Source organism: Pseudomonas sp. NY15181 (genome assembly GCF_048068055.1).
Taxonomy (GTDB): Bacteria; Pseudomonadota; Gammaproteobacteria; order Pseudomonadales; family Pseudomonadaceae; genus Pseudomonas.
Genome location: NZ_JBLUPT010000008.1, coordinates 1 through 22,573 on the forward strand (window position 1 = coordinate 1; position 22,573 = coordinate 22,573).

The window sequence follows — 22,573 nt, forward strand, 5'->3', positions numbered from 1 at the left end:
CGACAAGGCCCTGGACGAGGGCGAGCACGACTTCATCGTCAAGGCGGAAGACCCGGCCGGCAACATGAGTGGCCCGTCGGAGCCCTACCCGATCAACATCGACACCACCGCTCCGAACGCCCCGACCATCACCGGCGTCGTTGACAACGACGATCCGGCGCACCTGGTCGACGTACCGAAGAATGGCGACACCAATGACACGACTCCGGTGATCAATGGTGGCGGCGCCGAGAAGGGCGACATCATCCACGTGTTCGATGGCGAGACCGAACTGGGCAGCACCGTAGTTACCAGCGACGACGGCACCTGGTCGTTCGAAGTCCCGGCCGACAAGGCCCTGGATGAGGGCGAGCACGACTTCATCGTCAAGGCGGAAGACCCGGCCGGCAACATCAGCGAGCCGTCGGAACCCTACCCGATCAACATCGATACCACCGCTCCGTCCGCTCCGACCATCACTGGCGTTGTCGACAACGACGATCCGGCGCACCTGGTCGACGTACCGAAGAATGGCGACACCAACGACACCACCCCGGTGATCAACGGTGGTGGCGCCGAGAAGGGCGACATCATCCACGTGTTCGACGGCGAGACCGAACTGGGCTCCACCGTGGTCACCAACGACGATGGCACCTGGTCGTTCGAAGTTCCGGCCGACAAGGCCCTGGAAGAAGGCGAACACGACTTCACCGTCAAGGCCGAAGACCCGGCGGGCAACATCAGCGCGGCGTCGGATGCCTATCCGATCAATATCGACACTACCGCTCCGTCTGCCCCGAGCATCACCGGCGTTGTCGACAACGACGATCCGGCGCACCTAGTCGACGTACCGAAGAATGGCGACACCAACGACACCACCCCGGTCATCAACGGTGGCGGCGCCGAGAAAGGCGACATCATCCACGTGTTCGACGGCGAGACCGAACTGGGCTCCACCGTGGTCACCAGCGACGACGGCACCTGGTCGTTCGAAGTCCCGGCCGACAAGTCCCTGGACGAGGGCGAGCATGACTTCACCGTCAAGGCCGAAGACCCGGCGGGCAACATCAGCCCGGCGTCGGATGCCTATCCGATCAACATCGACCTCACCCCGCCGGTCGCAACACTGACCATTGACAAGGTGGCCGGTGACGACGTGCTCAACATTGCCGAATCGGAAGTGCAGCAGACCATCAGCGGCAAGGCTGGCGGCGAGTTCCAGGCCGGCGACAAGGTGACCTTCACGCTCAATGGCACTACCTACAGCACCACGGTGAACGAGAAGGGCGAGTGGAGCGTTTCGGTGGCCGGTTCCGACCTGGCCGAGGAAACCAACATCCATGCCACCCTGGTGGCGCATGATGCGGCCGGCAACGCGACCACCGTGGTCGCTGACCACCCGTATACCGTTGTCGTTGATCCTTTGGTGCCGACGCTGAGCATCCATGTCATTGCCGGCGACGATATCGTCAACCTGGAAGAGTCCAAGGTCGACCAGGCCATCAGTGGCGGTTCGACGGGCGGCCGTGCCGGTGACGTGGTAACAGTCGTGGTCAATGGCGTGAGCTACAGCGGCACCGTCGACGACAAGGGCGACTGGAGCATCTCGGTTCCGGGCTCCGCCCTGGTGGCCGATGCGGCGCACAGCGTCGTGGCGACCTTCGTGGCCACCGACAGCGCTGGCAACAGCACGCCGGTGACAGAGGCGCGCGCCTATCAGGTGGACACCACGCCTCCGGTGGTAACGCTGAGCATCGACCCGGTGACGGGTGACGACATGGTCAACCTGGCCGAATCCAAGGCCAACCAGACCATCAGCGGCAAGGCCGTCGGCGAGTTCCAGGAAGGCGACAAGGTCACCTTCGAACTGAACGGCCACACCTACAGCGCCGCGGTGGATGCTTCGGGCAACTGGAGCGTGCAGGTAACCGGCGCCGATCTGGCGGCGGAAACCAATATCCACGCCACCCTGGTGGCGCACGACACCGCCGGTAACGCAACCAGCGTCAGCGCCGACCACGGCTACGAGGTGGTTCTCAAGGTGACCGGCGAGTACATGACCGGTGATGTGGTGAGCTTCGAGCTCAACGGCACCACCTACAGTGCGTCGGTGAACTCCACCGGTAACTGGAGCGTTGCCGTGGACGGCGCCGACCTGGCGGCGGAAACCAACATCCATGCCACCCTGGTGGCCCATGACACCGCCGGCAACGTGGCCGATGTCGTGGCGGATCACGCTTACACCGTGGACCTCGTCCCGCCGGTGGCGACGCTGACCATCAACAACGTGACCGAAGACAACGTCCTCAACTACGCCGAATCGCAGACCTCCCAGACCATCAGCGGCAAGGCTGGCGGTGAGTTCCAGGCCGGCGACAAGGTGAGCTTCACGCTCAATGGCACCACCTACAGCGCCACGGTGAACACCAAGGGCGAGTGGAGCGTTTCCGTGGCCGGTTCCGACCTGGCCAAGGGCAGCAGCATCGACGCCACCCTGGTGGCCCACGATGCCGCGGGCAACGAAGCCAGCGTCACGGCCAACCATCCGTACGAGGTGAGTGTCACCCCGCCGGTGGCCGGCCTGGTCATCGACGTGGTGGCCGGTGACGACGTCGTCAACATTGCCGAATCGCAGACCGAGCAGACCATCAGCGGTAAAGCGACTGGTCAGTTCAAGGCCGGCGACAAGGTCAGCTTCACGCTCAACGGCACCACCTACAGCACCACGGTCGATGCTTCCGGCAAGTGGAGCGTCAAGGTGGCCGGTTCCGACCTGGCCAAGGGCAGCAGCATCAACGCCATTCTGGTGGCGCATGATGATGTCGGTAACGCCACAGACGTAGCGGCCAACCGTCCGTACAGCGTCGACCTGGCGCCGCCGGTCGCCACCCTGACCATCGATACCGTGGCCGGCGACGACATCGTCAACATCGCCGAATCGCAGACCCAGCAGACCATCAGCGGCAAGGCCGGCGGCGAGTTCCAGGCCGGCGACGTGGTCAGCTTCACGCTCAACGGCACCGCCTACAGCACCACGGTCGATGCTTCCGGCAAGTGGAGCGTCAAGGTGGCCGGTTCCGACCTGGCCAAGGGCAGCAGCATCGACGCCACCCTGGTGGCCCACGACGCGGCGGGCAACAGCGCCAGCGCCAAGGCCAGCCATCCGTACAGCGTCGACATCACCGCCCCGGTGGCGACCCTGACCATCAACGTGGTGGCCGGTGACGACGTGGTCAACAAGGCCGAGTCGATGACCAACCAGACCATCAGCGGCAAGGCCAGTGGCGAGTTCCAGGCCGGCGACAAGGTGACCTTCAGCCTCAACGGCACGGTCTACAGCGCCTCGGTGAGCGCCTCGGGCGAGTGGAGCGTGCAGGTCTCGGGCACCGACCTGGCCAAGGGCAGCAGCATCGACGCCACCCTGGTGGCCCACGATGCGGCAGGCAACAGCGCCAGCGTCACGGCCAACCACCCGTATACCGTCGATCTCGACGGGCCGGACGCGAAAACCACCCAGCTGACCATCAACACCGTGGCCGGCGACGACATCGTCAACCTCGAGGAGTCGAAGACCACCCAGACCATCAGCGGCAAGGCCAGCGGCGAGTTCCAGGCCGGCGACAAGGTCAGCTTCACGCTCAACGGCACCACCTACAGCACCACGGTGAACGCCAAGGGTGAGTGGAGCGTTTCCGTGGCCGGTTCCGACCTGGCCAAGGAAACCAACATCCATGCCACTCTGATGGCCAAGGATGCCGCCGGCAACGTCGGCGTCATCGAGGCCGATCACGCCTACAGCGTGGATGTCACCCCGCCGGTGGCGACGCTGACCATCAACGCGGTGGCCGGTGACGACATCGTCAACTCCGCCGAAGCGGCAACCAACCAGGTTATCAGCGGCAAGGTCACCGGCGAGTTCACCGCCGGCGACAAGGTGAGCTTCAAGCTCGACGGCACCACCTACAGCGCCAGCGTGGCGGCTGACGGTACCTGGAGCGTCTCCGTTCCCGGCAGCAAGCTGGTGGCCGACAGCGCCCACAGCATCAACGCCACCCTGGTGGCCCACGATGCGGCGGGCAACTCGACGGACGTCACCGCGACCCACGCCTATCAGGTGCAGCTCAACGGTGTATCGATCAGCAGCATGAGCAAGGACTCGTCGATCGACGTGACGCACTCCACCGACTTCATCACCGCCGATGGCTCGGCTGAGCGCCGCAACAAGTATCGCTCCGATGCCAACGCCGAACTGACCCGGGTGGAGAGCGAACTCGCCCAGTCCGTGGAGAACGCGGCAGGGCGCGAGGACGTGATGAAACGCACCACGCTCACGGCGCCACTCAAGGGCATCGTGAAGAACGTCCGCGTCACCACCATTGGCGGTGTGATCCAGCAGGGCCAGGACATCATGGAGATCGTCCCGCTGGAGGACCGCCTGCTGGTGGAGGCCAAGATCCGCCCGGCCGATGTGGCCTTCCTGCGCCCCGGCCTGCCCGCCACGGTGAAGATTTCCGCCTACGACTTCGCCATCTACGGCGGCCTCACCGGCAAGGTCGAGCTCATCAGTCCCGACACCATCAAGGACGACGAGATGGCCCGCCAGGGCCGCCCGGACACCTCGTTCTACCGGGTGCTGATCCGCACCGACGAGGCCGAGCTGACCAAGGGTGACAAGCACTTCCCGATCATTCCCGGCATGACCGCGACCGCGGAAATCCGTACCGGGGAAAAAACCATCCTGGATTACCTACTCAAGCCCGCGCTTAAAGCGCGTGAGGCCTTCCGCGAGAGATGATGAAAATGAAAGACCTTGAACTGACCTCAAACAACCTTCGTAAACGGTTCTGCTTCGGCCGCTCGGCGCTCGCTGCCACGGTGGCCTCGCTGGCGGCGATCTCAGGCGCTGGCGTTGCATCGGCAGATGACTACGCCGGGGCCCTGAGCTTCTACTCCGCACCCAAGGAGCGCGCTGCGGCTGCGTCCGGTACCGCACCGGCGCTGTCCAGCGCAGCGCCCATCGCTGCTCCCACCGTTATCCCGGTGGCTGCTCCGGTTGCAAAGACTGCAGCAGCTCCGGCCGACGCAGTTGCCAGGCCGGCAGCCATGGCCATCGCCGAGACGAAACCGGCCAAGGCGCCTGAAGTGCGTGCAACCGCCAAACCCTCGCTGGACCTGAGCCTGCCGGTGGGCGTCGGCGCTGGTACCTCGTTTGGCGCCGGCAGCGGCGCGCGCGCTTCGAGCCTTGGCTCGTCGGAGGCTTCGCTGGCCTACATCCGCGAGCTGGTGAATACCGCGCTGCACATCAGCCCGGAGATGAAGCAGGCCGATGCCAACTGGCAGGCTGCCAAGGGCGATGTGGACCAGGCCAAGGGCGCGCGCTGGCCGCAGGTGCAGGTCAGCGCCAGTTCGAAGACGCTGCAGTCCAGCAAGAGCGAGTACGGCAACGACGGCAGTACCACTGTGCAGATGACCACACCGATCTATGACTTCGGCGCAATCCGCCACACCATCGACAGCCGCAGCAATACGGCGAATGCCCAGGAAGAAGCCAAGGGCCAGACCCAGGTGACGGTCGCCTACAACACCGCTTCGGCGGTGGTGGAACTGGCCCATCAGCAGGCGTCGCTGGATATCAGCAATCGCTATGTGACGCGCATGCGCGAGCTGGTGGACATGCTGTCGAAGATCGCCGAGGTGGACCCTGGCCGTCGCAGCGAGGTGGTACAGGCTCGTTCGCGCCTGTTGCAGGCGGAGACCGCCCGCGACCTGGTGCAGTCCAAGTTGCAGGAAACCAAGACGACCCTGGCCAAGCTGGTTGGCGAGGATGTGACGGTACCCGCGAGTGCGAAGTGGGACTGGGCGCCGATGTCGCTGAACGATGCACTGGCGCAGCTGTCGGACATGCCTGCGTTGCGTCAGGCCCGTTGGGAGAAAGAGGCGGCGCTGGCCAATGCCGAGTCGGTGAAGTCGTCGCGCATGCCGAAGCTGAACTGGGTCGTGGGACGCAGCACCGGCAACAACATGTTCGACAACAATGAGCCCTGGTCGACCGGCCTTGCCGTGGAGTGGCAGGCGTTCTCCGGTGGTTCGGCGTCGGCGGCGCAGCGCGCGGCCTATGCACGGGCGAACGCGGCGGAAGAGAAGATGGAGGCGACCCGTCGTGAGTCGGAGTACCGCATCCGCAATCTGGTCGAGCAGCGTGACCTGTCGGCGGCTCGCGTCGGTGACTACAAGGAGCTGCTGACCGAGTCCGACCGGGTGCGCAAGATGTTCTATGACCAGTGGTACCACCTGGGCAAGCGTACGCTGCTGGACGTGCTGATCGCCGAGAACGAGTACTACACGCACCAGATCGCCGCATCCGACACCTACTACAGCGCCAAGACTGCGGACCTGCGCATTCGCGCGGAAACCAGCGGCCTGATGGCCTGGCTGGCGCCGGGCAGCGAGTCGGCTATCCGTTGATCGCGCGCGGTCCGCGTACAGACCGTCCCCGCCCAGTTCATCCACTTCCTCCCGGCATGTCCGCTTCGGTGGTCATGGAGGCTCGACTCGTCCCCAGTGCGGGGCGTACATGCCGAGGAGCGCCTGGATCGTCCAGTACGATCGTCACAACTTGAAGCAGTTTGCCCCTTGCAAATGTCGCTGTGCGTCGATGTGTCGCAGGGTGCGCGCAGTGCTTCGAGGGCTTTCGCAAAGGTTCTTGATCGCCATCATGGCAGGGTCTTTGCCAAGTGCTTCACAGGCTGGATTCGCTTCCTGTGGAATGGCGTTGAAAGCCGCGCTTTTCATGGATCTGACACAATTTCGTGGCACCCACGGAAAGGGCTCCGGCAGGCAGGCAATACCCTTTCCCAGTCTGCGTGAATTGTTCATTTTCTGTGCGATTCAGGCCGCAACTGTTTCCCGTGTTGAGAAAATATCTTGTTAAAAATGAAAGGCCGGGGCCTTGAAAGGCATTTCTGAAATGCTTTGTAATACCCGCCGTCCATTTCCTACCCCCAAATCGCTGAGTCGCACTGACGCAGGTCATGGCCAGTGTTCACCCTTTGGTGCAGCGGCATAACAACAGGGGGCTGCCATCGGTGGGCTCCTGTCATAAGACGAGTCGGGCAATCCGCTCGTGCATCCGGTGTGCGACGCGCGCGCTCTAACGAGCCGCCAGTCCAGACACTACACGCTGAATAACACGGAACGAATCAGCTGACGAAATCGGTTTCGCATCGCGAAGACCGGGCGACCTCCCTTTGCCTGGAATCCTTGCGGCCGCGTTCGTGAATCCATGACAGCCCTGGCAGGCGGCTTGGAAAAGTCGCGGGTAACGAGTCGTCGTGCAGTGCGTGGCGAAGGCTCATGGGCGGTGAAGCGATTTTCATCCACTAAGGCCGCAAGATGAAAAAAGAGCAGTACACAGGAATTTTGAAGAGACTTGCGTGGCTGCCGATGCTGATGCTCGGTGGTTGCAACATGGCGCTGTTCGACCCGAAAGGGCAGGTCGGCGCTGACGAGAAGTCCCTGATCATCACGGCAACCCTGCTGATGCTGATCGTGGTGGTGCCGGTCATCCTGATGACCTTCGCGTTCGCCTGGAAATACCGGGCTTCGAACACCAAGGCCACCTACATGCCGGACTGGTCCCACTCGACCAAGATCGAGCTGGTGGTATGGCTGGTTCCCTGCCTGATCATCGCCGCACTTGGCTGGATCACCTGGGAGAGCACCCACAAGCTGGACCCGTACCGTCCGCTGGACTCCGAGGTCAAGCCGGTGACCATCCAGGCCATCTCGCTGGACTGGAAGTGGCTGTTCATCTACCCGGAACAGGGTATCGCCACCGTCAACGAAATCGCCTTCCCGAAAGACACCCCGGTGAACTTCCAGATCACCTCGGATTCGGTGATGAACTCCTTCTTCATTCCGCAGCTGGGTAGCCAGATCTACTCCATGGCCGGAATGATGACCAAGCTGCACCTGATCGCCAACGAAGAAGGCGTGTTCGACGGCATCTCCGCGAACTACAGCGGCGGCGGCTTCTCGGGCATGAAGTTCAAGGCCATCGCTACCTCCGAGCAGGGCTTCCAGGACTGGGTCGCGAAGGTCAAGGCCTCGCAGCAGACCCTGAACCTGGATCAGTACCCGGAGCTGGTGAAGCCGACCGAGAACGTCCCGGCGACCTACTTCGCAACCGTCAGCCCCGAGCTGTTCTCCAGCGTGCTGAAGAAGTGGGAACACGCCGGCCACGAGATGGCCAAGGCCCACAAGCTCAAAGAAGAGCAGGCCAACGGCGAGCACGGCGAAGCTGCCCATGACGAGACCGCCATGGCGGGCCACGACATGAGCGACATGCCGGGCATGCAAATGAATCCGAGCCAGGAGTAACCACAGATGTTCGGGAAACTGACACTGTCGGCCGTGCCGTATCACGAGCCGATCATCGTCATCACGCTGGCCGTCGTCGCCCTGCTGGGCCTCGGCGTGTTCGGCGCGATCACCTACTACCGCAAGTGGACCTACCTGTGGACCGAATGGCTGACCTCCATCGACCACAAGAAGATCGGCGTGATGTACATCATCGTCGCCCTGGTCATGCTCCTGCGCGGCTTCGCCGACGCCATCATGATGCGCGGCCAGCTTGCGCTGGCTGAAGGCGCCAACCACGGCTACCTGCCGCCGGAACACTACGACCAGATCTTCACCGCTCACGGCGTGATCATGATCATCTTCATGGCCATGCCCTTCATGACCGGTCTGATGAACCTGGCCGTGCCGCTGCAGATCGGCGCGCGCGACGTGGCGTTCCCCTTCCTGAACTCCCTGAGCTTCTGGCTGCTGGTCGTCAGCGCCATGCTGGTGAACGTCTCGCTGGGCCTGGGTGAATTCGCCCGTACCGGCTGGGTCGCCTACCCGCCGCTGTCCGAGCTGGCCTACAGCCCGGGCGTGGGTGTGGACTACTACATCTGGGCACTACAGATATCGGGTATGGGTACCTTGCTCACGGGTATCAACTTCCTGGTGACCGTGTTCAAGATGCGTACCCCCGGCATGAAGCTGATGCAGATGCCGATCTTCACCTGGACCTGCACCTTCGCCAACATCCTGATCGTTGCGTCGTTCCCGATCCTGACCGCGGCCCTGGGCCTGCTGTCGCTGGACCGCTACTTCGACATGCACTTCTTCACCAACGAGCTGGGCGGCAACGCCATGATGTACATCAACCTCTTCTGGGCCTGGGGCCATCCTGAGGTGTACATCCTGATCCTGCCGGCGTTCGGTATCTTCTCCGAAGTCACCGCGACCTTCGCCGGCAAGCGCATGTTCGGCTACACCTCGATGGTGTGGGCGAGCGCCGCGATCACGTTCCTCGGCTTCACCGTTTGGCTGCACCACTTCTTCACCATGGGTTCGGGCGGCGACGTCAACGGCTTCTTCGGCGTTGCGACCATGCTGATTTCCATCCCGACCGGGGTGAAACTGTTCAACTGGCTGTTCACCATCTACCGTGGCCGCCTGCGCTTCAACACCCCGATCCTGTGGACCCTGGGCTTCATCGTCACCTTCACCATCGGTGGCATGACCGGCGTTCTGCTGGCCATTCCGGGTGCTGACTACCTGCTGCACAACAGCCTGTTCCTGATCGCCCACTTCCACAACACCATCATCGGTGGTGCGGTGTTCGGCTACCTGGCCGGCTTCGTCTTCTGGTTCCCGAAAGCCTTCGGCTTCACCCTGGACGAGAAGTGGGGCAAGCGTTCCTTCTGGTGCTGGCTGGTCGGCTTCTACATGGCCTTCATGCCGCTGTACATCCTCGGCTTCATGGGCATGACCCGTCGCCTGAACCACTACGACAACCCGATGTGGAAGCCGTACCTGGTCGTGGCTTTCTTCGGCGCTGTGCTGATCTTCCTGGGCATCGCCTGCCAGCTGATCCAGCTGTTCGTCTCGATCAAGAACCGCAAGGCTCTGGCCGACGTGACCGGCGACCCGTGGGGCGGCCGTACCCTGGAGTGGTCCACTTCCTCGCCGCCGCCGTACTACAACTTCGCCGAGCTGCCGCACGTCAACGACATCGACGCGTTCCACGACATGAAGCAGACCGGTACCGCGTACCGCCGCCTGCCGGCCTATGCCCCGATCCACATGCCGAAGAACACCGCCGCTGGTTTCTCCATCGCGCTGTTCGCCTTCATCTTCGGCTTCGCCGCCATCTGGCACATCTGGTGGCTGGTGGGCGTTGGCTTCGTCGGCATGATCGCCTCGGTCATCGTGCGCAGCTACGTCACCGACCTGGACTACTACGTCCAGCCGGATGAGATCGAGCGCATCGAAAACGCCAACTTCCAGAAACTCGCCACTGCGCAGGTATAAGCGATGTCTACGGCAGTACTGAATCAACACCTGGTCGATACGCACGAAGCGGCGCACGACCATGACCACGCCCACGACAGCGGCGGCATGACGGTCTTCGGCTTCTGGCTGTACCTGATGACCGACTGCATCCTGTTCGCGAGCGTCTTCGCCACCTACGCCGTGCTGGTCAACCACACGGCCGGCGGCCCGAGCGGCAAGGACATCTTCGAACTGCCCTACGTGGCCGTCGAAACCGCGATCCTGCTGATCTCCTCCTGCACCTACGGCCTGGCCATGCTGGCCGCGCACAAGGGTGCCAAGGGCAAGGCCATCGCCTGGCTGGGCGTGACCTTCCTCTGCGGCGCCGCGTTCATCGGCATGGAACTCAACGAGTTCCATCACCTGATCGTCGAAGGCTTCGGCCCGAGCCGCAGCGCCTTCCTGTCGTCCTTCTTCACCCTGGTCGGCATGCACGGCCTGCACGTTTCCGCAGGCCTGCTGTGGATGCTGGTGCTGATGGCGCAGATCGGCACCCGTGGCCTGACCGCGCAGAACAACACCCGCATGATGTGCCTGAGCCTGTTCTGGCACTTCCTGGACATCGTCTGGATCTGCGTCTTCACCGTCGTCTACCTGATGGGGGCTCTGTAATGTCCGCTGCTGCACATCATCACGACTCCCACGGCGCCCACGGCCACGACAACCACGGTGCCGGTCACGGCAGCCTGGGCTCGTACGCCATCGGTTTCGTGCTCTCGGTGATCCTGACTGCGATCCCGTTCTACATGGTCATCGACGGTGGCTTCTCGCGTCACGCCACTCTGCTGACCATGGTGATCCTGGGTCTGGTTCAGGTCGTCGTGCACCTGATCTGCTTCCTGCACATGAACTTCAGCTCCGAAGGCCGCTGGAACGTCATGGCATTCATCTTCACCGCCATCATCATCCTGCTGGTGGTCGGTCTGTCGCTGTGGATCATCTACACCGCCGACACCCTGATGATGCCGATGCCCTGAGGGCCGATGCCGTGAAACTCAAGCGTTATCTCCTGGTAGCCAAGCCGGGCATCATCTTCGGCAACCTGATCGCGGTGGCAGGGGGATACTTCCTCGCCGCCCGCGGCAGCGTTGACCCGATGCTGCTGCTGGCCACCGTGATCGGCCTGTCCCTGGTCGTTGCCAGTGGTTGTGTGTTCAACAACTGCATCGACCGCGACATCGATCGCTTCATGGAGCGTACCCGCAGCCGTGTCACCGTGACCGGGCAGATCTCGCTCACGGCGGCACTGGCTCATGGCCTGGTGCTGGGCGTGGCGGGCTTCGGCCTGCTGGCGTGGAAGACCAACGTGCAGGCGACCCTGCTCGCCGCGTTCGGCTTCTTCGTCTATGTCGTGCTCTACAGCCTCTGGCTCAAGCGCAGTTCGGTCTACGGCACGCTGGTCGGTAGTCTCTCCGGAGCCATGCCGCCGGTGGTGGGCTACTGCGCCGCCAGCGGTCAGTTCGACATGGGCGCGGCGGTGCTGCTGCTGATCTTCTGCCTCTGGCAGATGCCGCACAGCTACGCCATCGCGATCTTCCGCCTCAACGACTACCGCGCGGCCGGGATTCCCGTGCTGCCGGTGGAGCGCGGCATCGAAGCGACCAAGAAGCAGATCCTCTACTACGTGGTGGCCTTCGGCCTTGCGACCCTGCTGCTGACCGTGACCGGCTTCGCCGGCTACGGCTACCTGGTGGTGGCGCTGGCGGTCAGCGCCTGGTGGCTGTTCATCGCGGTGAAAGGCTTCAGTGCCGAAGACGATCGCCGTTGGGCTCGCCAGCTGTTCGCCTTCTCCATCATCGCGATCAGCGTGCTGAGCCTGATGATGTCCATCGACTTCCAGGCCATCCCGGCCCAGTCGATGCTGGCGGCGCTGTAAGACTGCTCGGCTGTAACGAAAAAGCCGCCCTTCGGGGCGGCTTTTTTGTGCGCGGCCTTCTGCATGTGCGACGCCGCGCCATGGAAGTAGGGCGTACAACCGTTCGCGGTTGTACGCCGATACACCTTGTCCGTGATTCAGCGCCGCGGTCGAACTCGGAGTGCCCTGAGGTCTGGGCTAGGCGGCGTATAACGCGGAGCGTTATACGCCCTACGTTGACGCCCGTGCCTGCGCTTTCCCTCACCCCAGCCCTCTCCCAGAGGGAGAGGGGCCGTGCGTGCCGGCTGACACCGTATCGCCCGCCTGCATCGGTCGGTCCCCTCTCCCGCGTGCGGGAGAGGGTTAGGGTGAGGGGCTTTTGGTTTCGTAGGAGCTGGCTTCGTCCGCGATAGCCGCGTAAGCGGCCCAATGAAAAAGGGCGGCCACCTTGGGTGTCCGCCCTTTCTTTAGCGCCGCTGGATCAGTGCAGCTTCAACCGCGGCTCGGTACTGCGCCCGATGCGATCCGCGATCATCAGCAGCGCCGTGCGGAACGGCCCGTACAGCGCCATCTGGTGCATGCGGTAAAGCGACACGTAGAACATCCGCGCCAGCCAGCCTTCGAGCTTCACGCTGCCCATCAGGTTACCCATCAGGTTTCCCACGGCGCTGAAGCGCGACAGCGAGATCAGCGAGCCGTAGTCGGTGTAGCGGTACTCCGGCAGCGACTTGCCCTCCAGGCGCGCGACCAACCCCTTGGCCAGCAGCGATGCCTGCTGGTGCGCAGCCTGGGCGCGCGGCGGCACGGTGCGTTCGCTGCCATCGCCCATCGGGCAGGCGGCGCAGTCGCCGAAGGCGAAGATGTTGTCGTCGCGCGTGGTCTGCAGGGTCGAGCGGACTACCAGCTGATTGATACGGTTGGTCTCCAGGCCATCGATCTCCTTGAGCAGGCTCGGCGCGCGGATGCCCGCCGCCCAGACCTTCAGGCTCGCCGGGATGAACTCGCCAGCCGAAGTACGCAGGCCCTCGGCCGTCACTTCCTGTACTGCTGAACCGGTAGCCACGCGCACGCCGAGCTTCTCCAGCGTCTGGTGCACCGGGCGGCTGATGCGCTCGGGCAGCGCCGGCAGCACGCGCGGGCCGGCTTCGATCAGGGTGATGCGCATGTTCTGCGGCTGGATGCCGGTCAGGCCGTAGGCCGCCAGCTCCTGCGCGGCGTGGTGCAACTCGGCCGACAGCTCGACGCCCGTGGCGCCGGCGCCGACGATGGCGACGCTGATCTGGTCGTCCTTGTCCTGCCCGGCGTGGGCGCGCAGGTAGTGGGTCAGCAGCAGCTTGTGGAAGCGCTCGGCCTGCTCGCGGGTGTCCAGGAAGATGCAGTGATCCGCAGCGCCCTGGGTGCCGAAGTCATTGGTGGTGCTGCCGATGGCCAGGACCAGGCTGTCGTACTCCAGGCTGCGCGCCGGCACCAGTTCCGTGCCCTGCTCATCGAGCGTGGCGGCGAGCTGGATGCGCTTGCCGGCGCGGTCCAGGCCGGTGAGACGGCCGAGCTGGAATTCGAAGTGGTTCCATTTCGCCTGGGCGACGTAGTTCAGCTCATCCTCGGAGGAGTTGAGCGAGCCGGCAGCGACTTCGTGCAGCAGGGGTTTCCAGATGTGGGTGAGGTTGGCGTCGACGAGCGTGATGCGCGCGCGGCCTTTCTTACCCAGGGTGCGGCCGAGACGGGTCGCGAGCTCCAGCCCGCCGGCGCCGCCGCCGACGATCACGATACGATGGGACATGTTGCATTCTCATAGCTTAGGGAATCCTGTATCGGCCCGTGGCGGCACGGCGCTCACGCAAGGTAGGCCAGGAGGCGGCTCAGCAGGCCCAGGCCGATGACCACAGCGAGCAGGGCTCCCATCATCAGCCAGGGTTTGAACGGCGCACGTTCGACCTGGTGGACGGGAGAGCTGAGGTACTGATCGACTTTCTGCTGGTCTTCGGGGCTCAAGCGACTGGGCATGGGCGGCCTCCGTTTGTAATGCCGAGCATTCTAGTAGGGCTCGGGCGGCCCCTCAATGCGCAAAGAGCCGAGCGGGCGTGCCTCAAAGGCCGACGCCCATGTCGAACAGCACCGTGCGACCGAGGCTGCCGCGCAGAAAGTCCGGCGCGTCGGTATGGGCAAACAGCACCCGGGCGAAAGTGGGGCCGACGATCGACAGTGAACGCCAGCCCTGGCGCAGGAATTCCGTGGGGGGGGGGAAAGGGGTGTTGAAGTCCGCCGTCTCGCGCTTGAGGCTGACGAAGGCGAGCAGATCCAGGTCGCGGACATCGATGCCACGCTCGCTGTAGTTGTGCGCCTTCTTGCGCAGCGTAGGCGCCAGGCGCGCCTGCAGGTCCGCGCAGGGAATCCGCCGTGGGCGCTGCTCGCGGCGGATCAGTTGGTTGATGCTTTGTGCCATGCGCCGGCGCAGCAGTTCCTCGCGCCATTCCTCGTTGAGCCGCCGGCCCTGGTCGAGCACGAAGAACACCTCGAAGCTGGCATCGCGAAACAGCACATCCGGCGGCTGCTGCGCCGGCGCGATGAAGTCTTCCTGGCGATAGGGCACCTTCAGGGCCTGCAGCAGGCGCTGGCAGGCCCAGCACTCCCGCTCCCACTTGCGGCCGTTGGAGAGGAAGTCGTTGGCTTGTTCCGCCTGGCGGGTCAGCAGGCGCAGGTAGTCGGACTCATTCATGTCTTCAGCATAGTTGCTGTGCATCGCAGGGGCGTTGCCGAATCGATGGGGCGGGGGGATGGACGCCCGGTGTAGACTGTCGCGAGCCATGACACCGAGGTCGCGATGCTGCTTCGCTCTGCTGTTCCCGACGATCACGCCGCCCTGCGCGCCCTGTGGGAGCGCACACCGGGCATCCAGTTGCGTCGTGACGACGATTACCAGCCTTTTGCTGCCTATCTGCGGCGTAATCCCGGTCTTAGCCTGGTGCTGGAAGACGGCGGCCAGGTGATCGGCAGCCTGCTGGCCGGCCATGACGGACGCCGGGGTTATCTGCAGCATCTGGTGGTCGATGAGGCCTTTCGCGGGCGCGGGATGGCGCGGGCGCTGCTCGACGAGGTGCTGGTCCGTCTGGCTCGCGAAGGGATCGGCAAGTCGCACGTCTTCGTGCTCAGGGATGCGCCCGAGGCCCTTGCGTTCTGGGAGGCCCAGACGGGGTGGGGACGGCGCGAGGATCTACAGATTTTCTCCGTGGGAGGTTGAGCGTGAAACGATTGCTGAGCGGACTGCTGTTCCTGCTGCTGTCGAGCACCGTGCTGGCGCAGGAGGCGACTACGGCGAGCGGTTGGACCTTGCTGGACCAGTTCGACAAGCCCTACACGGCCAACGCCGAGCTGCGAATAGTGCTGATCGCCCGCGACATGACCGGCAGCAAGCTGGTCAAGTCCGCACTCGACGGCCGCCCCGCCGGCTATCTCGAGGCCCGGCATGGCGTGTTTGTCGCCGACATCAGCCGCATGCCCGGGGCGATCTCGGCGATGTTCGCCGTACCCGCCATGCGCGACTACAGCTACCGCGTGCTGCTCGACCGCGATGCGCGCATCGCCACCCGCTTCAGTGCCCAGCCTGAGGTCGTGACCTGGCTGCAGGTGGAGCAGGGCAGGGTGGTCGACACCCGCCGTTTCGATAATGCCGAGGCGCTGCGCCAGGCCTTGGAGCGCGGCACGCTGTGATTGCCGCGCACCTGCTCTCCGAAGAAACCCTGGAGCTGGGCTGGGCCGTCTATCTGCCCGTTCTGGCCTGGGCTGCCTGGCGCGCCCCCTGGCTGGAGCTGATCAGCGACTTCCGCCGCCAGCACCTGGTGTTCGGCACCATGCTCGGGTTGTTCCTGCTGTGGCTGGTGCGCCGGGATTTCACCTCGGGGGTGTCCTTCCACTTCATCGGCATGACCGCCGTGACCCTGCTGCTGGACTGGCCGCTGGCGATCATGGTCGGGCTGGTGGCGCAGATCGGCCTGTGTGTGATCGACCGGCAGGATTGGGCCGCCATCGGCATCAACGGCATCCTGCTGGTGCTGATCCCGGTGCTGATCACCGAGCTTGCGGCCATCTTCGTCGAGCGCCGGCAGCCACGGAACCTGTTCGTCTACATCTTCTGCTCGGGGTTCTTCCCCGCCGCGCTGGCGGCCTTGTGCAGCCTGATGCTCGGCCTGGGGCTGCTGTGGATGGATGGCCTGTTTCCCATGCCGCCGTGGATCGAGGACTTCATCGGCTACCTCTGGCTGATCATGTTCCCGGAGGCCTTCATCAACGGCACCATCGTCACCGGGCTGGTGGTGTTCTATCCGGACTGGCTGGAGACCTTCAATCGCACGCGCTACCTGCAGGCGCCCTGGAAGGATGACGATGAGTCGCGCTGATGTTCGGCCATTGGCCAGGCGCATCGCCCCTGTCGCTTGATCCAGGTCAGTTCGGAAACCGTCCGCGATCGGGGAAGCTTGGCCCCCCATTCGCGAGGAGATTGCCGATGAGCATTCATAGCTGGGCGGAGCAGCGTCTTCAGGAGCTGCTGATCGAGGCGGAGGCGGCGGGGCAGGACCCGCAACTGGTGGTGCGTGCGTTGCTCAGCGCAGCGGTGCGGGCCAATGCGCAGGTACGCACCGAAGAGGACCTGGGCCACGAACTGCACTTCCTCGCTGACAATCTGGATGAAGAAAGGGACTACGCCTTCATGCGCCCCTGAACGAAAAGGCCCGCAGATGCGGGCCTTTGCTTTTCCTGTAGGAGCGAGCTTGCTCGCGAATGCTTTCCCGGTGACTTCGGAGCTCGGGCGGTTCGCGAGCAAGCTCGCTCCTACACGTCATTTCACGTTGTGTTGGGTGCGGACGTGAAACGAAAGGGCCGGTTGATGCGGGCCCTTTCATTGGGACTCAGTGCCCGCGCGGCGTTTCCAGGTCGCCGGAGAACAGCTCGTCTTCCAGGTTGTCACCTGGGATGGCGTGTTCTTCAGCGGCCCAGGCACCGAGGTCGATCAGCTTGCAGCGGTGCGAGCAGAAGGGGCGGAATTCGCTCTTCGCGCTCCACTCCACGGGGGCGCCGCAGGTGGGGCATTCCACGGTCATAGGTTGGCTCATGGTTGTCCTCCACGCAGGCCGAGATAGAACTGATGCAGGCGCTCGACCTGCTGGTGCAGGTGCCCGAGATCGCCGTCGTTGAGCAGCACGTCGTCCGCGTGCTTGAGTCGGTCTTCGCGCACGGCCTGAGCCTTGAGGATCGCGCGGACCTGTTCTTCGGACACCTTGTCCCGACGCATGGTGCGTTCCAGTTGCAGGTGCTCCGGGGTGTCCACCACCAGCACGCGCTGGGTCATGCGGCGCTGCCCGGACTCCACCAGCAGCGGTGAGACCAGAATGGCGTAGGGGGATTCGGCGCGCGCCAGATTGGCGGCGATTTCCTCACCGATCAGCGGGTGCAGCAACTGTTCCAGCCAGCGCCGTTCTTCTTCCGACTTGAAAATGCGCTCGCGCAAGGCGGCCCGGTTGAGCTGGCCGTCCGGCAGCAGCACCGCATCGCCGAAGCGGTCGACGATCTTGGCCAGGGCAGGGCGGCCGGGTTCGACCACCCAGCGCGCGGCGTGATCGGCGTCCACCATGTGTACGCCCAGCGCGGCAAAGTGCTCGGCGGCGGCGCTCTTGCCGCTGCCGATACCGCCGGTCAGGCCCAGAATCCAGGGTTTCATGGCTCTCCTTCTTGCCGGTCCAGCGACCGTCAGAACGCGCCGAACGGGCTCGGCGCGAGGGAAGGCTAGTGGAAACCGGCGAACTGCAGATAGGTCGCGGTTATTTGATCACCCCAGAGCAGCGCAATCCAGCCGGCAATGGCCAGATAGGGGCCGAAGGGGATCGGCGTACTGGTTTCGGCCTTGCGCAGGCGCAGGGTAACGATGCCCAGCAGCGCGCCCACCAGCGACGACAGCAGGATGGTCAGTGGCAGCACCTGCCAACCGCCCCAGGCGCCGAGCATCGCCAGCAGCTTGAAGTCGCCGTAGCCCATGCCTTCCTTGCCGGTGAGCAGCTTGAACAGCCAGTACACCGACCACAGGCTCAGGTAACCGAACACCGCGCCCCAGAGCGCATCGCCCAGATTGGTGAACAGCCCGAAGTAATTGACGATCAGCCCCAGCCAGAGCAGCGGTAGCACCAGCGCATCCGGCAGCAACTGGTGATCGACGTCGATCATGCTCATCGCCAGCAGGCCCCAGCCGAGCAGCAGCATGGCGCCGGCCTGCCAGCCGAAGCCGTAGTGCCAGGCGATGAAGGCCGAGAGCGCGCCGCATGCCAGCTCGATCAGCGGGTAGCGCTTGCTGATCGGCGTCTTGCACGAGGAGCACTTGCCGCCCAGCGCCAGGTAGCTCACCACGGGAATGTTTTCCCAGGCCTTGATCTCATGGCCGCAGTGCGGGCACTGGGAGTTCGGCAGGATCAGGTTGTAGGTGGGCTGCGCTTCGCCTTCCGGCAAGTCCAGTGCCACGCGTGCCTCGCGCTGCCAGTCACGCTCCATCATCCGTGGCAGGCGGTGGATGACTACGTTGAGGAAGCTGCCGACCAGAAGTCCGAGTACGAGCACGCATAAAACAAAGGCCAGCGGGGTGCTGGCCAGGAAGTTGAGGACTGGCATGTGGCTTATACGACGTTGCCCAATTGGAAGATCGGCAGGTACATGGCAATCACCAGGCCGCCGACCAGTACGCCGAGTACGGCCATGATCATCGGTTCCATCAGAGTGGTGAGGTTATCGACGGCGTTGTCGACCTCTTCCTCGTAGTAATTGGCGACCTTGTCGAGCATGGCGTCCAGCGAGCCGGATTCCTCGCCGATGGCGGCCATCTGGATGGCCATGCTCGGGAAGACGCCGGTGGTGCGCATGGAGAAGTTCAACTGCGTACCGGAGGAGACGTCCTGCTTGATCTTGCTCACCGCGTTACGGAACACCACGTTGCCGGTGGCGCCGGACACCGAGTCCAGCGCTTCGACCAGCGGAACACCGGCGGCGAAGGTGGTGGAGAGCGTGCGAGCATAACGGGCGACCGAGGACTTGTAGAGAATGTCGCCGACAATCGGCAGCTTCAGGACCGAGCGATCAACGGTATCCCTGAATTTCTCCGAGCGCCTATGGGCTTCCTTGAACATGAATGCAACGGCAAACATGGCGATCAGGACGATGAACCACCACTTCTGCAGTACTTCCGACAAGGAAATGACCATGCGGGTGAAAGCTGGGAGCTCCGCGCCGAAGGTAGCGAAGACCGACTGGAACTGCGGCACGACCTTGATCAGCAGAATGGCGGAGACGACGATGGCCACGACTATGACCGCAATGGGATAGGTCATGGCTTTTTTGATCTTCGCCTTAAGCGATTCGGTCTTTTCCTTGTAGGTCGCCACGCGGTCGAGCAGGGTTTCCAGGGCGCCGGACTGTTCGCCCGCATCGACCAGGTTGCAGTACAGGTCGTCGAAGTACAGGGGCTTCTTGCGCAGGGAGTTAGCCAGGCTGTTACCGGCGGCGACCTCCTGCTTGATGTCGTCGACCAGCTTGCGCATGTTCGGGTTGTCGAAGCCTTCACCGATGATGTCGAAGGATTGCAATAGCGGAACGCCCGAACTCATCATGGTCGCCATCTGCCGGGTGAACAGGGCGATGTCCATTGGCTTGATCTTCTTGCCCTTGCCCAGCAGCGACATGCCTTTCTTGCGAACCTTGATCGGGTTGATGCCCTGCTTGCGCAACTGGGCCTTGACCAAGGCCGGGCTGGTCCCCGAAAGCTCCCCTTTGATCTTCCCGCCCTTGCGATCAGTGCCTTCCCAGGTAAAGACACTGGTCTTCAATGCTTTTTCCGCCATGGATTAATCCTTGGTCACGCGGTTGATTTCCTCGAGGCTGGTAATGCCCTGCATGGCTTTCAGCAGGCCCGAGGTGCGCAGATCGTTGAAGCCTTCTTTGCGGGCTTGTTCGGCGATCTGAATGGAATTGCCTTCTTCCATGATAATCCGCTGTAGCGCCGGCGTGATTTTAACCACTTCATAAATACCTACACGCCCCTTGTAGCCGTTCTTGCAGTTCTCGCACCCGACCGGGGCGTAGAGCTTGAACGAGCCGACCCGCTCTTCCGGGAAGCCTTCGTGGAGCAGGGTTTCGCGCGGTACGTTGTGTTCCTTTTTGCAGGCCGGGCAGAGTTTGCGCGCCAGGCGCTGGGCAATGATCAGGTTAGTCGAAGTGGCGAGGTTGAAGGAGGCAACCCCCATGTTCAGCAGGCGGGTCAGGGTTTCCGCGGCGCTGTTGGTGTGCAGGGTAGACATCACCATGTGCCCGGTCTGCGCCGCCTTGATGGCGATTTCCGCCGTTTCCAGGTCGCGGATCTCGCCCACCATGATCACGTCGGGGTCCTGGCGCAGGAAGGCGCGCAGGGCCTGTGCGAAGTCCAGGCCCTGTTTCGGGTTGACGTTGACCTGATTGATGCCTTCCAGGTTGATCTCCACCGGATCTTCCGCGGTGGAAATGTTGATGTCCGGAGTATTGAGAATGTTCAGGCCGGTATACAGGGAGACTGTCTTGCCCGAGCCCGTGGGGCCAGTCACTAGGATCATGCCTTGCGGTTGCTTCAGCGCCGCAAGATAAAGCTGCTTTTGCTCTTCCTCGTAGCCAAGCGCGTCGATGCCCATTTGCGCGCTTGCCGAGTCGAGAATACGCATCACGATCTTCTCGCCCCATAGCGTGGGCAGAGTGTTGACGCGGAAGTCGATGGATTTGGTCTTGGACACGCGCATCTTGATGCGGCCGTCCTGGGGTTTGCGGCGCTCGGAGATATCCAGGCCCGCCATGACCTTGAGGCGGGCGGAAATGCGGCTGACCAATTGGACTGGCGGCTTGGCCACTTCCTGCAGCATGCCGTCGGTACGGAATCGCACCCGGTAGATCTTTTCATAAGGCTCGAAGTGCAGGTCGGAAGAGCCGCCTTTGATAGCATCCAGCAGCATTTTGTTGACGAAACGCACCACTGGGGCGTCGTCGGCGTCACCTCCGATGCTTTCCTCCTTGCGCTCGGCATTGCCACTCTCGATATCCAAACCTTCCAGGTCGACATCGCCCAGGTCATCCAGTCCGCCGGTAGCACTCTCGAAGAGCTTCTCGATGGCATCGCCGAGTCTGTCGTCCTCGACCAGAATGGCTTCGGTCGTGAGGCCGGTGCTGAATTGGATATCGGTGACCGCCTGGTGGTTGGTCGGGTCCGAGAGACCGACGAAGAGCTTATTGCCGCGGCGCCACAGAGGTAGCACACGGTGCTGGCGCACCAGCTTCTCGCTGACCAAGTCCTTGGGGAAGCTCTCGCGGTCCAGGCTGGCCAGGTCGCAAAAGGCGACACCGAATTGATCGGCGGCCAGTTCCATCAGCGGGCGGCTTTTCACCAGTTTGCTCTGCACCAGGTAGGTTACCAGTGACAGCTTGTTGCGCTGCGCCTGCAGCTGTGCCTGCCGCGCACTATTCTCGTCGAGCAGTTGAGACAGCACCAACTGCCGTGCAAGGCCAGACAGGACAACTTGATCGTTCATGGGGAAATAGCCGGATGGAGGGTATTAAGCCTTATAACGCAGTTGGGCGGAGGTGCCAAATTGGTCGAGGGTTGCTGCCAAAATTTGTCACTTCCTGCGTAATTTCGCTGGATCGTGTAAGAGGGCTTCTATAAAAGGCGGGTTCTTTGGTGCGGAAGTTATGGCACGGAAGCTGCTTGCTTCAGGATAGGTCCTCGGACCGCATCTAAAAAATCTGGAGAGAACTATGAAAGCTCAAAAAGGCTTTACCTTGATTGAACTGATGATCGTAGTTGCGATCATTGGCATCCTGGCCGCTATTGCGCTGCCCGCCTATCAGGACTACACCGCTCGCGCAAAAATGTCTGAAGTAATCCTTGCCTTGGACAAGTGCAAGGTCTCCGTTTCTGAGGCATCCCAGACGGGCGTCAATACCGCGCCTGGTGCAGATGGCTTTGGATGTGGTGAGACGTCCAGCGCGGTTTCCAACTATGTTGCTGAGTTGCATACCACCGCTGCAGGTGCCATCGAGGCTACTGTGCAAAATATTCGGGCCACCGACCCTGATGGCAAAGTCGTTACTTTGACTCCGTACTCTGATGCTGGCCTTACCACTGCTTCTGTCGCCGCCGATTTCCTTGCATCCAGCAATGTGCCGATTGTTGGTTGGAAGTGCACCAGCACTGCCGATCCGAAGTTCCTTCCTGCAAGCTGCCGCTAAGTCGGTAATTTGCTAAAAGAGCCGCCTTCGGGCGGCTTTTTCATGCCTGCTCGCCAGTGGCGTGAATTAGAG

Annotated in this window: 20 protein-coding genes; 12 read left to right on the forward strand and 8 right to left on the reverse strand. The window is 63.0% G+C overall.

Annotated elements, in window-relative coordinates; all coding sequences use genetic code 11:
• The 7 genes from ACNFBT_RS18355 to cyoE all read left to right on the forward strand — a co-directional run.
• On the forward strand, positions 1 to 4,774 hold a 4,774-nt coding region (locus ACNFBT_RS18355), incomplete at its 5' end, for an HlyD family type I secretion periplasmic adaptor subunit (protein WP_416751742.1).
• Between the two features lie 5 nt (positions 4,775 to 4,779).
• On the forward strand, positions 4,780 to 6,444 hold the full coding sequence (locus tag ACNFBT_RS18360) for a TolC family protein (protein ID WP_416751744.1): 1,665 nt from the start codon (positions 4,780 to 4,782) through the stop codon (positions 6,442 to 6,444).
• A 927-nt stretch (positions 6,445 to 7,371) separates the two neighbouring features.
• Complete coding sequence (cyoA, locus tag ACNFBT_RS18365) at positions 7,372 to 8,358, forward strand: ubiquinol oxidase subunit II (RefSeq protein ID WP_416751746.1); 987 nt, start codon at positions 7,372 to 7,374, stop codon at positions 8,356 to 8,358.
• 6 nt (positions 8,359 to 8,364) lie between these two features.
• A complete protein-coding gene (cyoB, locus tag ACNFBT_RS18370) occupies positions 8,365 to 10,344 on the forward strand; it encodes a cytochrome o ubiquinol oxidase subunit I (protein ID WP_243805322.1) in 1,980 nt (659 codons plus the stop codon).
• Between the two features lie 3 nt (positions 10,345 to 10,347).
• Complete coding sequence (gene cyoC / locus ACNFBT_RS18375) at positions 10,348 to 10,977, forward strand: cytochrome o ubiquinol oxidase subunit III (RefSeq protein ID WP_015475724.1); 630 nt, start codon at positions 10,348 to 10,350, stop codon at positions 10,975 to 10,977.
• Positions 10,977 to 11,342, forward strand: coding sequence for a cytochrome o ubiquinol oxidase subunit IV (gene cyoD, locus ACNFBT_RS18380; RefSeq protein ID WP_413349288.1), 366 nt, complete (start codon positions 10,977 to 10,979; stop codon positions 11,340 to 11,342). The genes cyoC and cyoD overlap by 1 nt, the downstream gene beginning before the upstream one ends.
• A gap of 11 nt (positions 11,343 to 11,353) precedes the next feature.
• The gene (cyoE, locus tag ACNFBT_RS18385; RefSeq protein ID WP_416751748.1) at positions 11,354 to 12,241 is read left to right on the forward strand and encodes a heme o synthase; all 888 of its coding nucleotides are present in this window, start codon (positions 11,354 to 11,356) and stop codon (positions 12,239 to 12,241) included.
• Positions 12,242 to 12,701: 460 nt separating this feature from the next.
• On the opposite strand, the gene ACNFBT_RS18390 is transcribed toward cyoE, so the two are convergent.
• The 3 genes from ACNFBT_RS18390 to ACNFBT_RS18400 all read right to left on the reverse strand — a co-directional run bounded on the left by ACNFBT_RS18390 (position 12,702) and on the right by ACNFBT_RS18400 (position 14,936).
• Positions 12,702 to 14,000 carry an NAD(P)/FAD-dependent oxidoreductase gene (locus tag ACNFBT_RS18390; protein ID WP_416751750.1) on the reverse strand — a complete coding sequence of 433 codons (1,299 nt, stop codon included), beginning with the start codon at positions 13,998 to 14,000 and terminating at the stop codon, positions 12,702 to 12,704.
• Between the two features lie 53 nt (positions 14,001 to 14,053).
• On the reverse strand, positions 14,054 to 14,224 hold the full coding sequence (locus ACNFBT_RS18395) for a DUF3094 domain-containing protein (RefSeq protein WP_152220482.1): 171 nt from the start codon (positions 14,222 to 14,224) through the stop codon (positions 14,054 to 14,056).
• An 82-nt stretch (positions 14,225 to 14,306) separates the two neighbouring features.
• Complete coding sequence (locus ACNFBT_RS18400; protein ID WP_416752185.1) at positions 14,307 to 14,936, reverse strand: DUF1780 domain-containing protein; 630 nt, start codon at positions 14,934 to 14,936, stop codon at positions 14,307 to 14,309.
• A 105-nt stretch (positions 14,937 to 15,041) separates the two neighbouring features.
• On the opposite strand from ACNFBT_RS18400, the gene ACNFBT_RS18405 reads away from it, so the two are divergent.
• The 4 genes from ACNFBT_RS18405 (at position 15,042) to ACNFBT_RS18420 (ending at position 16,937) form a co-directional block, all read left to right on the forward strand.
• Positions 15,042 to 15,458, forward strand: a complete 417-nt coding sequence (locus tag ACNFBT_RS18405) for a GNAT family N-acetyltransferase (RefSeq protein WP_416751752.1) — start codon at positions 15,042 to 15,044, stop codon at positions 15,456 to 15,458.
• A gap of 2 nt (positions 15,459 to 15,460) precedes the next feature.
• Positions 15,461 to 15,928, forward strand: a complete 468-nt coding sequence (locus tag ACNFBT_RS18410) for an FAD/FMN-containing dehydrogenase (protein ID WP_416751754.1) — start codon at positions 15,461 to 15,463, stop codon at positions 15,926 to 15,928.
• Entirely contained in the window at positions 15,925 to 16,614 is a 690-nt protein-coding gene (locus ACNFBT_RS18415) for an energy-coupling factor ABC transporter permease (protein ID WP_416751756.1), read from the forward strand. Before ACNFBT_RS18410 ends, ACNFBT_RS18415 begins: the two co-directional genes overlap by 4 nt.
• Positions 16,615 to 16,721: 107 nt before the next feature.
• Positions 16,722 to 16,937: a hypothetical protein gene (locus ACNFBT_RS18420; protein WP_275610273.1), complete on the forward strand. Its 216-nt coding sequence runs from the start codon at positions 16,722 to 16,724 to the stop codon at positions 16,935 to 16,937.
• 187 nt (positions 16,938 to 17,124) lie between these two features.
• Here the strand turns inward: ACNFBT_RS18420 and yacG are convergent, their stop codons facing one another.
• From yacG to pilB, 5 genes are all read right to left on the reverse strand, one after another.
• A complete protein-coding gene (yacG, locus tag ACNFBT_RS18425) occupies positions 17,125 to 17,328 on the reverse strand; it encodes a DNA gyrase inhibitor YacG (protein WP_416751758.1) in 204 nt (67 codons plus the stop codon).
• Positions 17,325 to 17,933, reverse strand: coding sequence for a dephospho-CoA kinase (gene coaE / locus ACNFBT_RS18430; protein ID WP_416751760.1), 609 nt, complete (start codon positions 17,931 to 17,933; stop codon positions 17,325 to 17,327). The genes yacG and coaE overlap by 4 nt, the downstream gene beginning before the upstream one ends.
• Positions 17,934 to 17,998: 65 nt before the next feature.
• Positions 17,999 to 18,871 carry a prepilin peptidase gene (locus tag ACNFBT_RS18435; protein WP_416751762.1) on the reverse strand — a complete coding sequence of 291 codons (873 nt, stop codon included), beginning with the start codon at positions 18,869 to 18,871 and terminating at the stop codon, positions 17,999 to 18,001.
• A gap of 5 nt (positions 18,872 to 18,876) precedes the next feature.
• Complete coding sequence (locus ACNFBT_RS18440) at positions 18,877 to 20,094, reverse strand: type II secretion system F family protein (protein ID WP_416751764.1); 1,218 nt, start codon at positions 20,092 to 20,094, stop codon at positions 18,877 to 18,879.
• Positions 20,095 to 20,097: 3 nt separating this feature from the next.
• Complete coding sequence (pilB, locus tag ACNFBT_RS18445) at positions 20,098 to 21,801, reverse strand: type IV-A pilus assembly ATPase PilB (RefSeq protein ID WP_416751766.1); 1,704 nt, start codon at positions 21,799 to 21,801, stop codon at positions 20,098 to 20,100.
• Positions 21,802 to 22,027: 226 nt separating this feature from the next.
• Here pilB and ACNFBT_RS18450 point away from each other — a divergent pair, with 226 nt between their 5' ends.
• Positions 22,028 to 22,501, forward strand: coding sequence for a pilin (locus tag ACNFBT_RS18450; RefSeq protein ID WP_416751768.1), 474 nt, complete (start codon positions 22,028 to 22,030; stop codon positions 22,499 to 22,501).
• Positions 22,502 to 22,573: the final 72 nt, after the last annotated feature.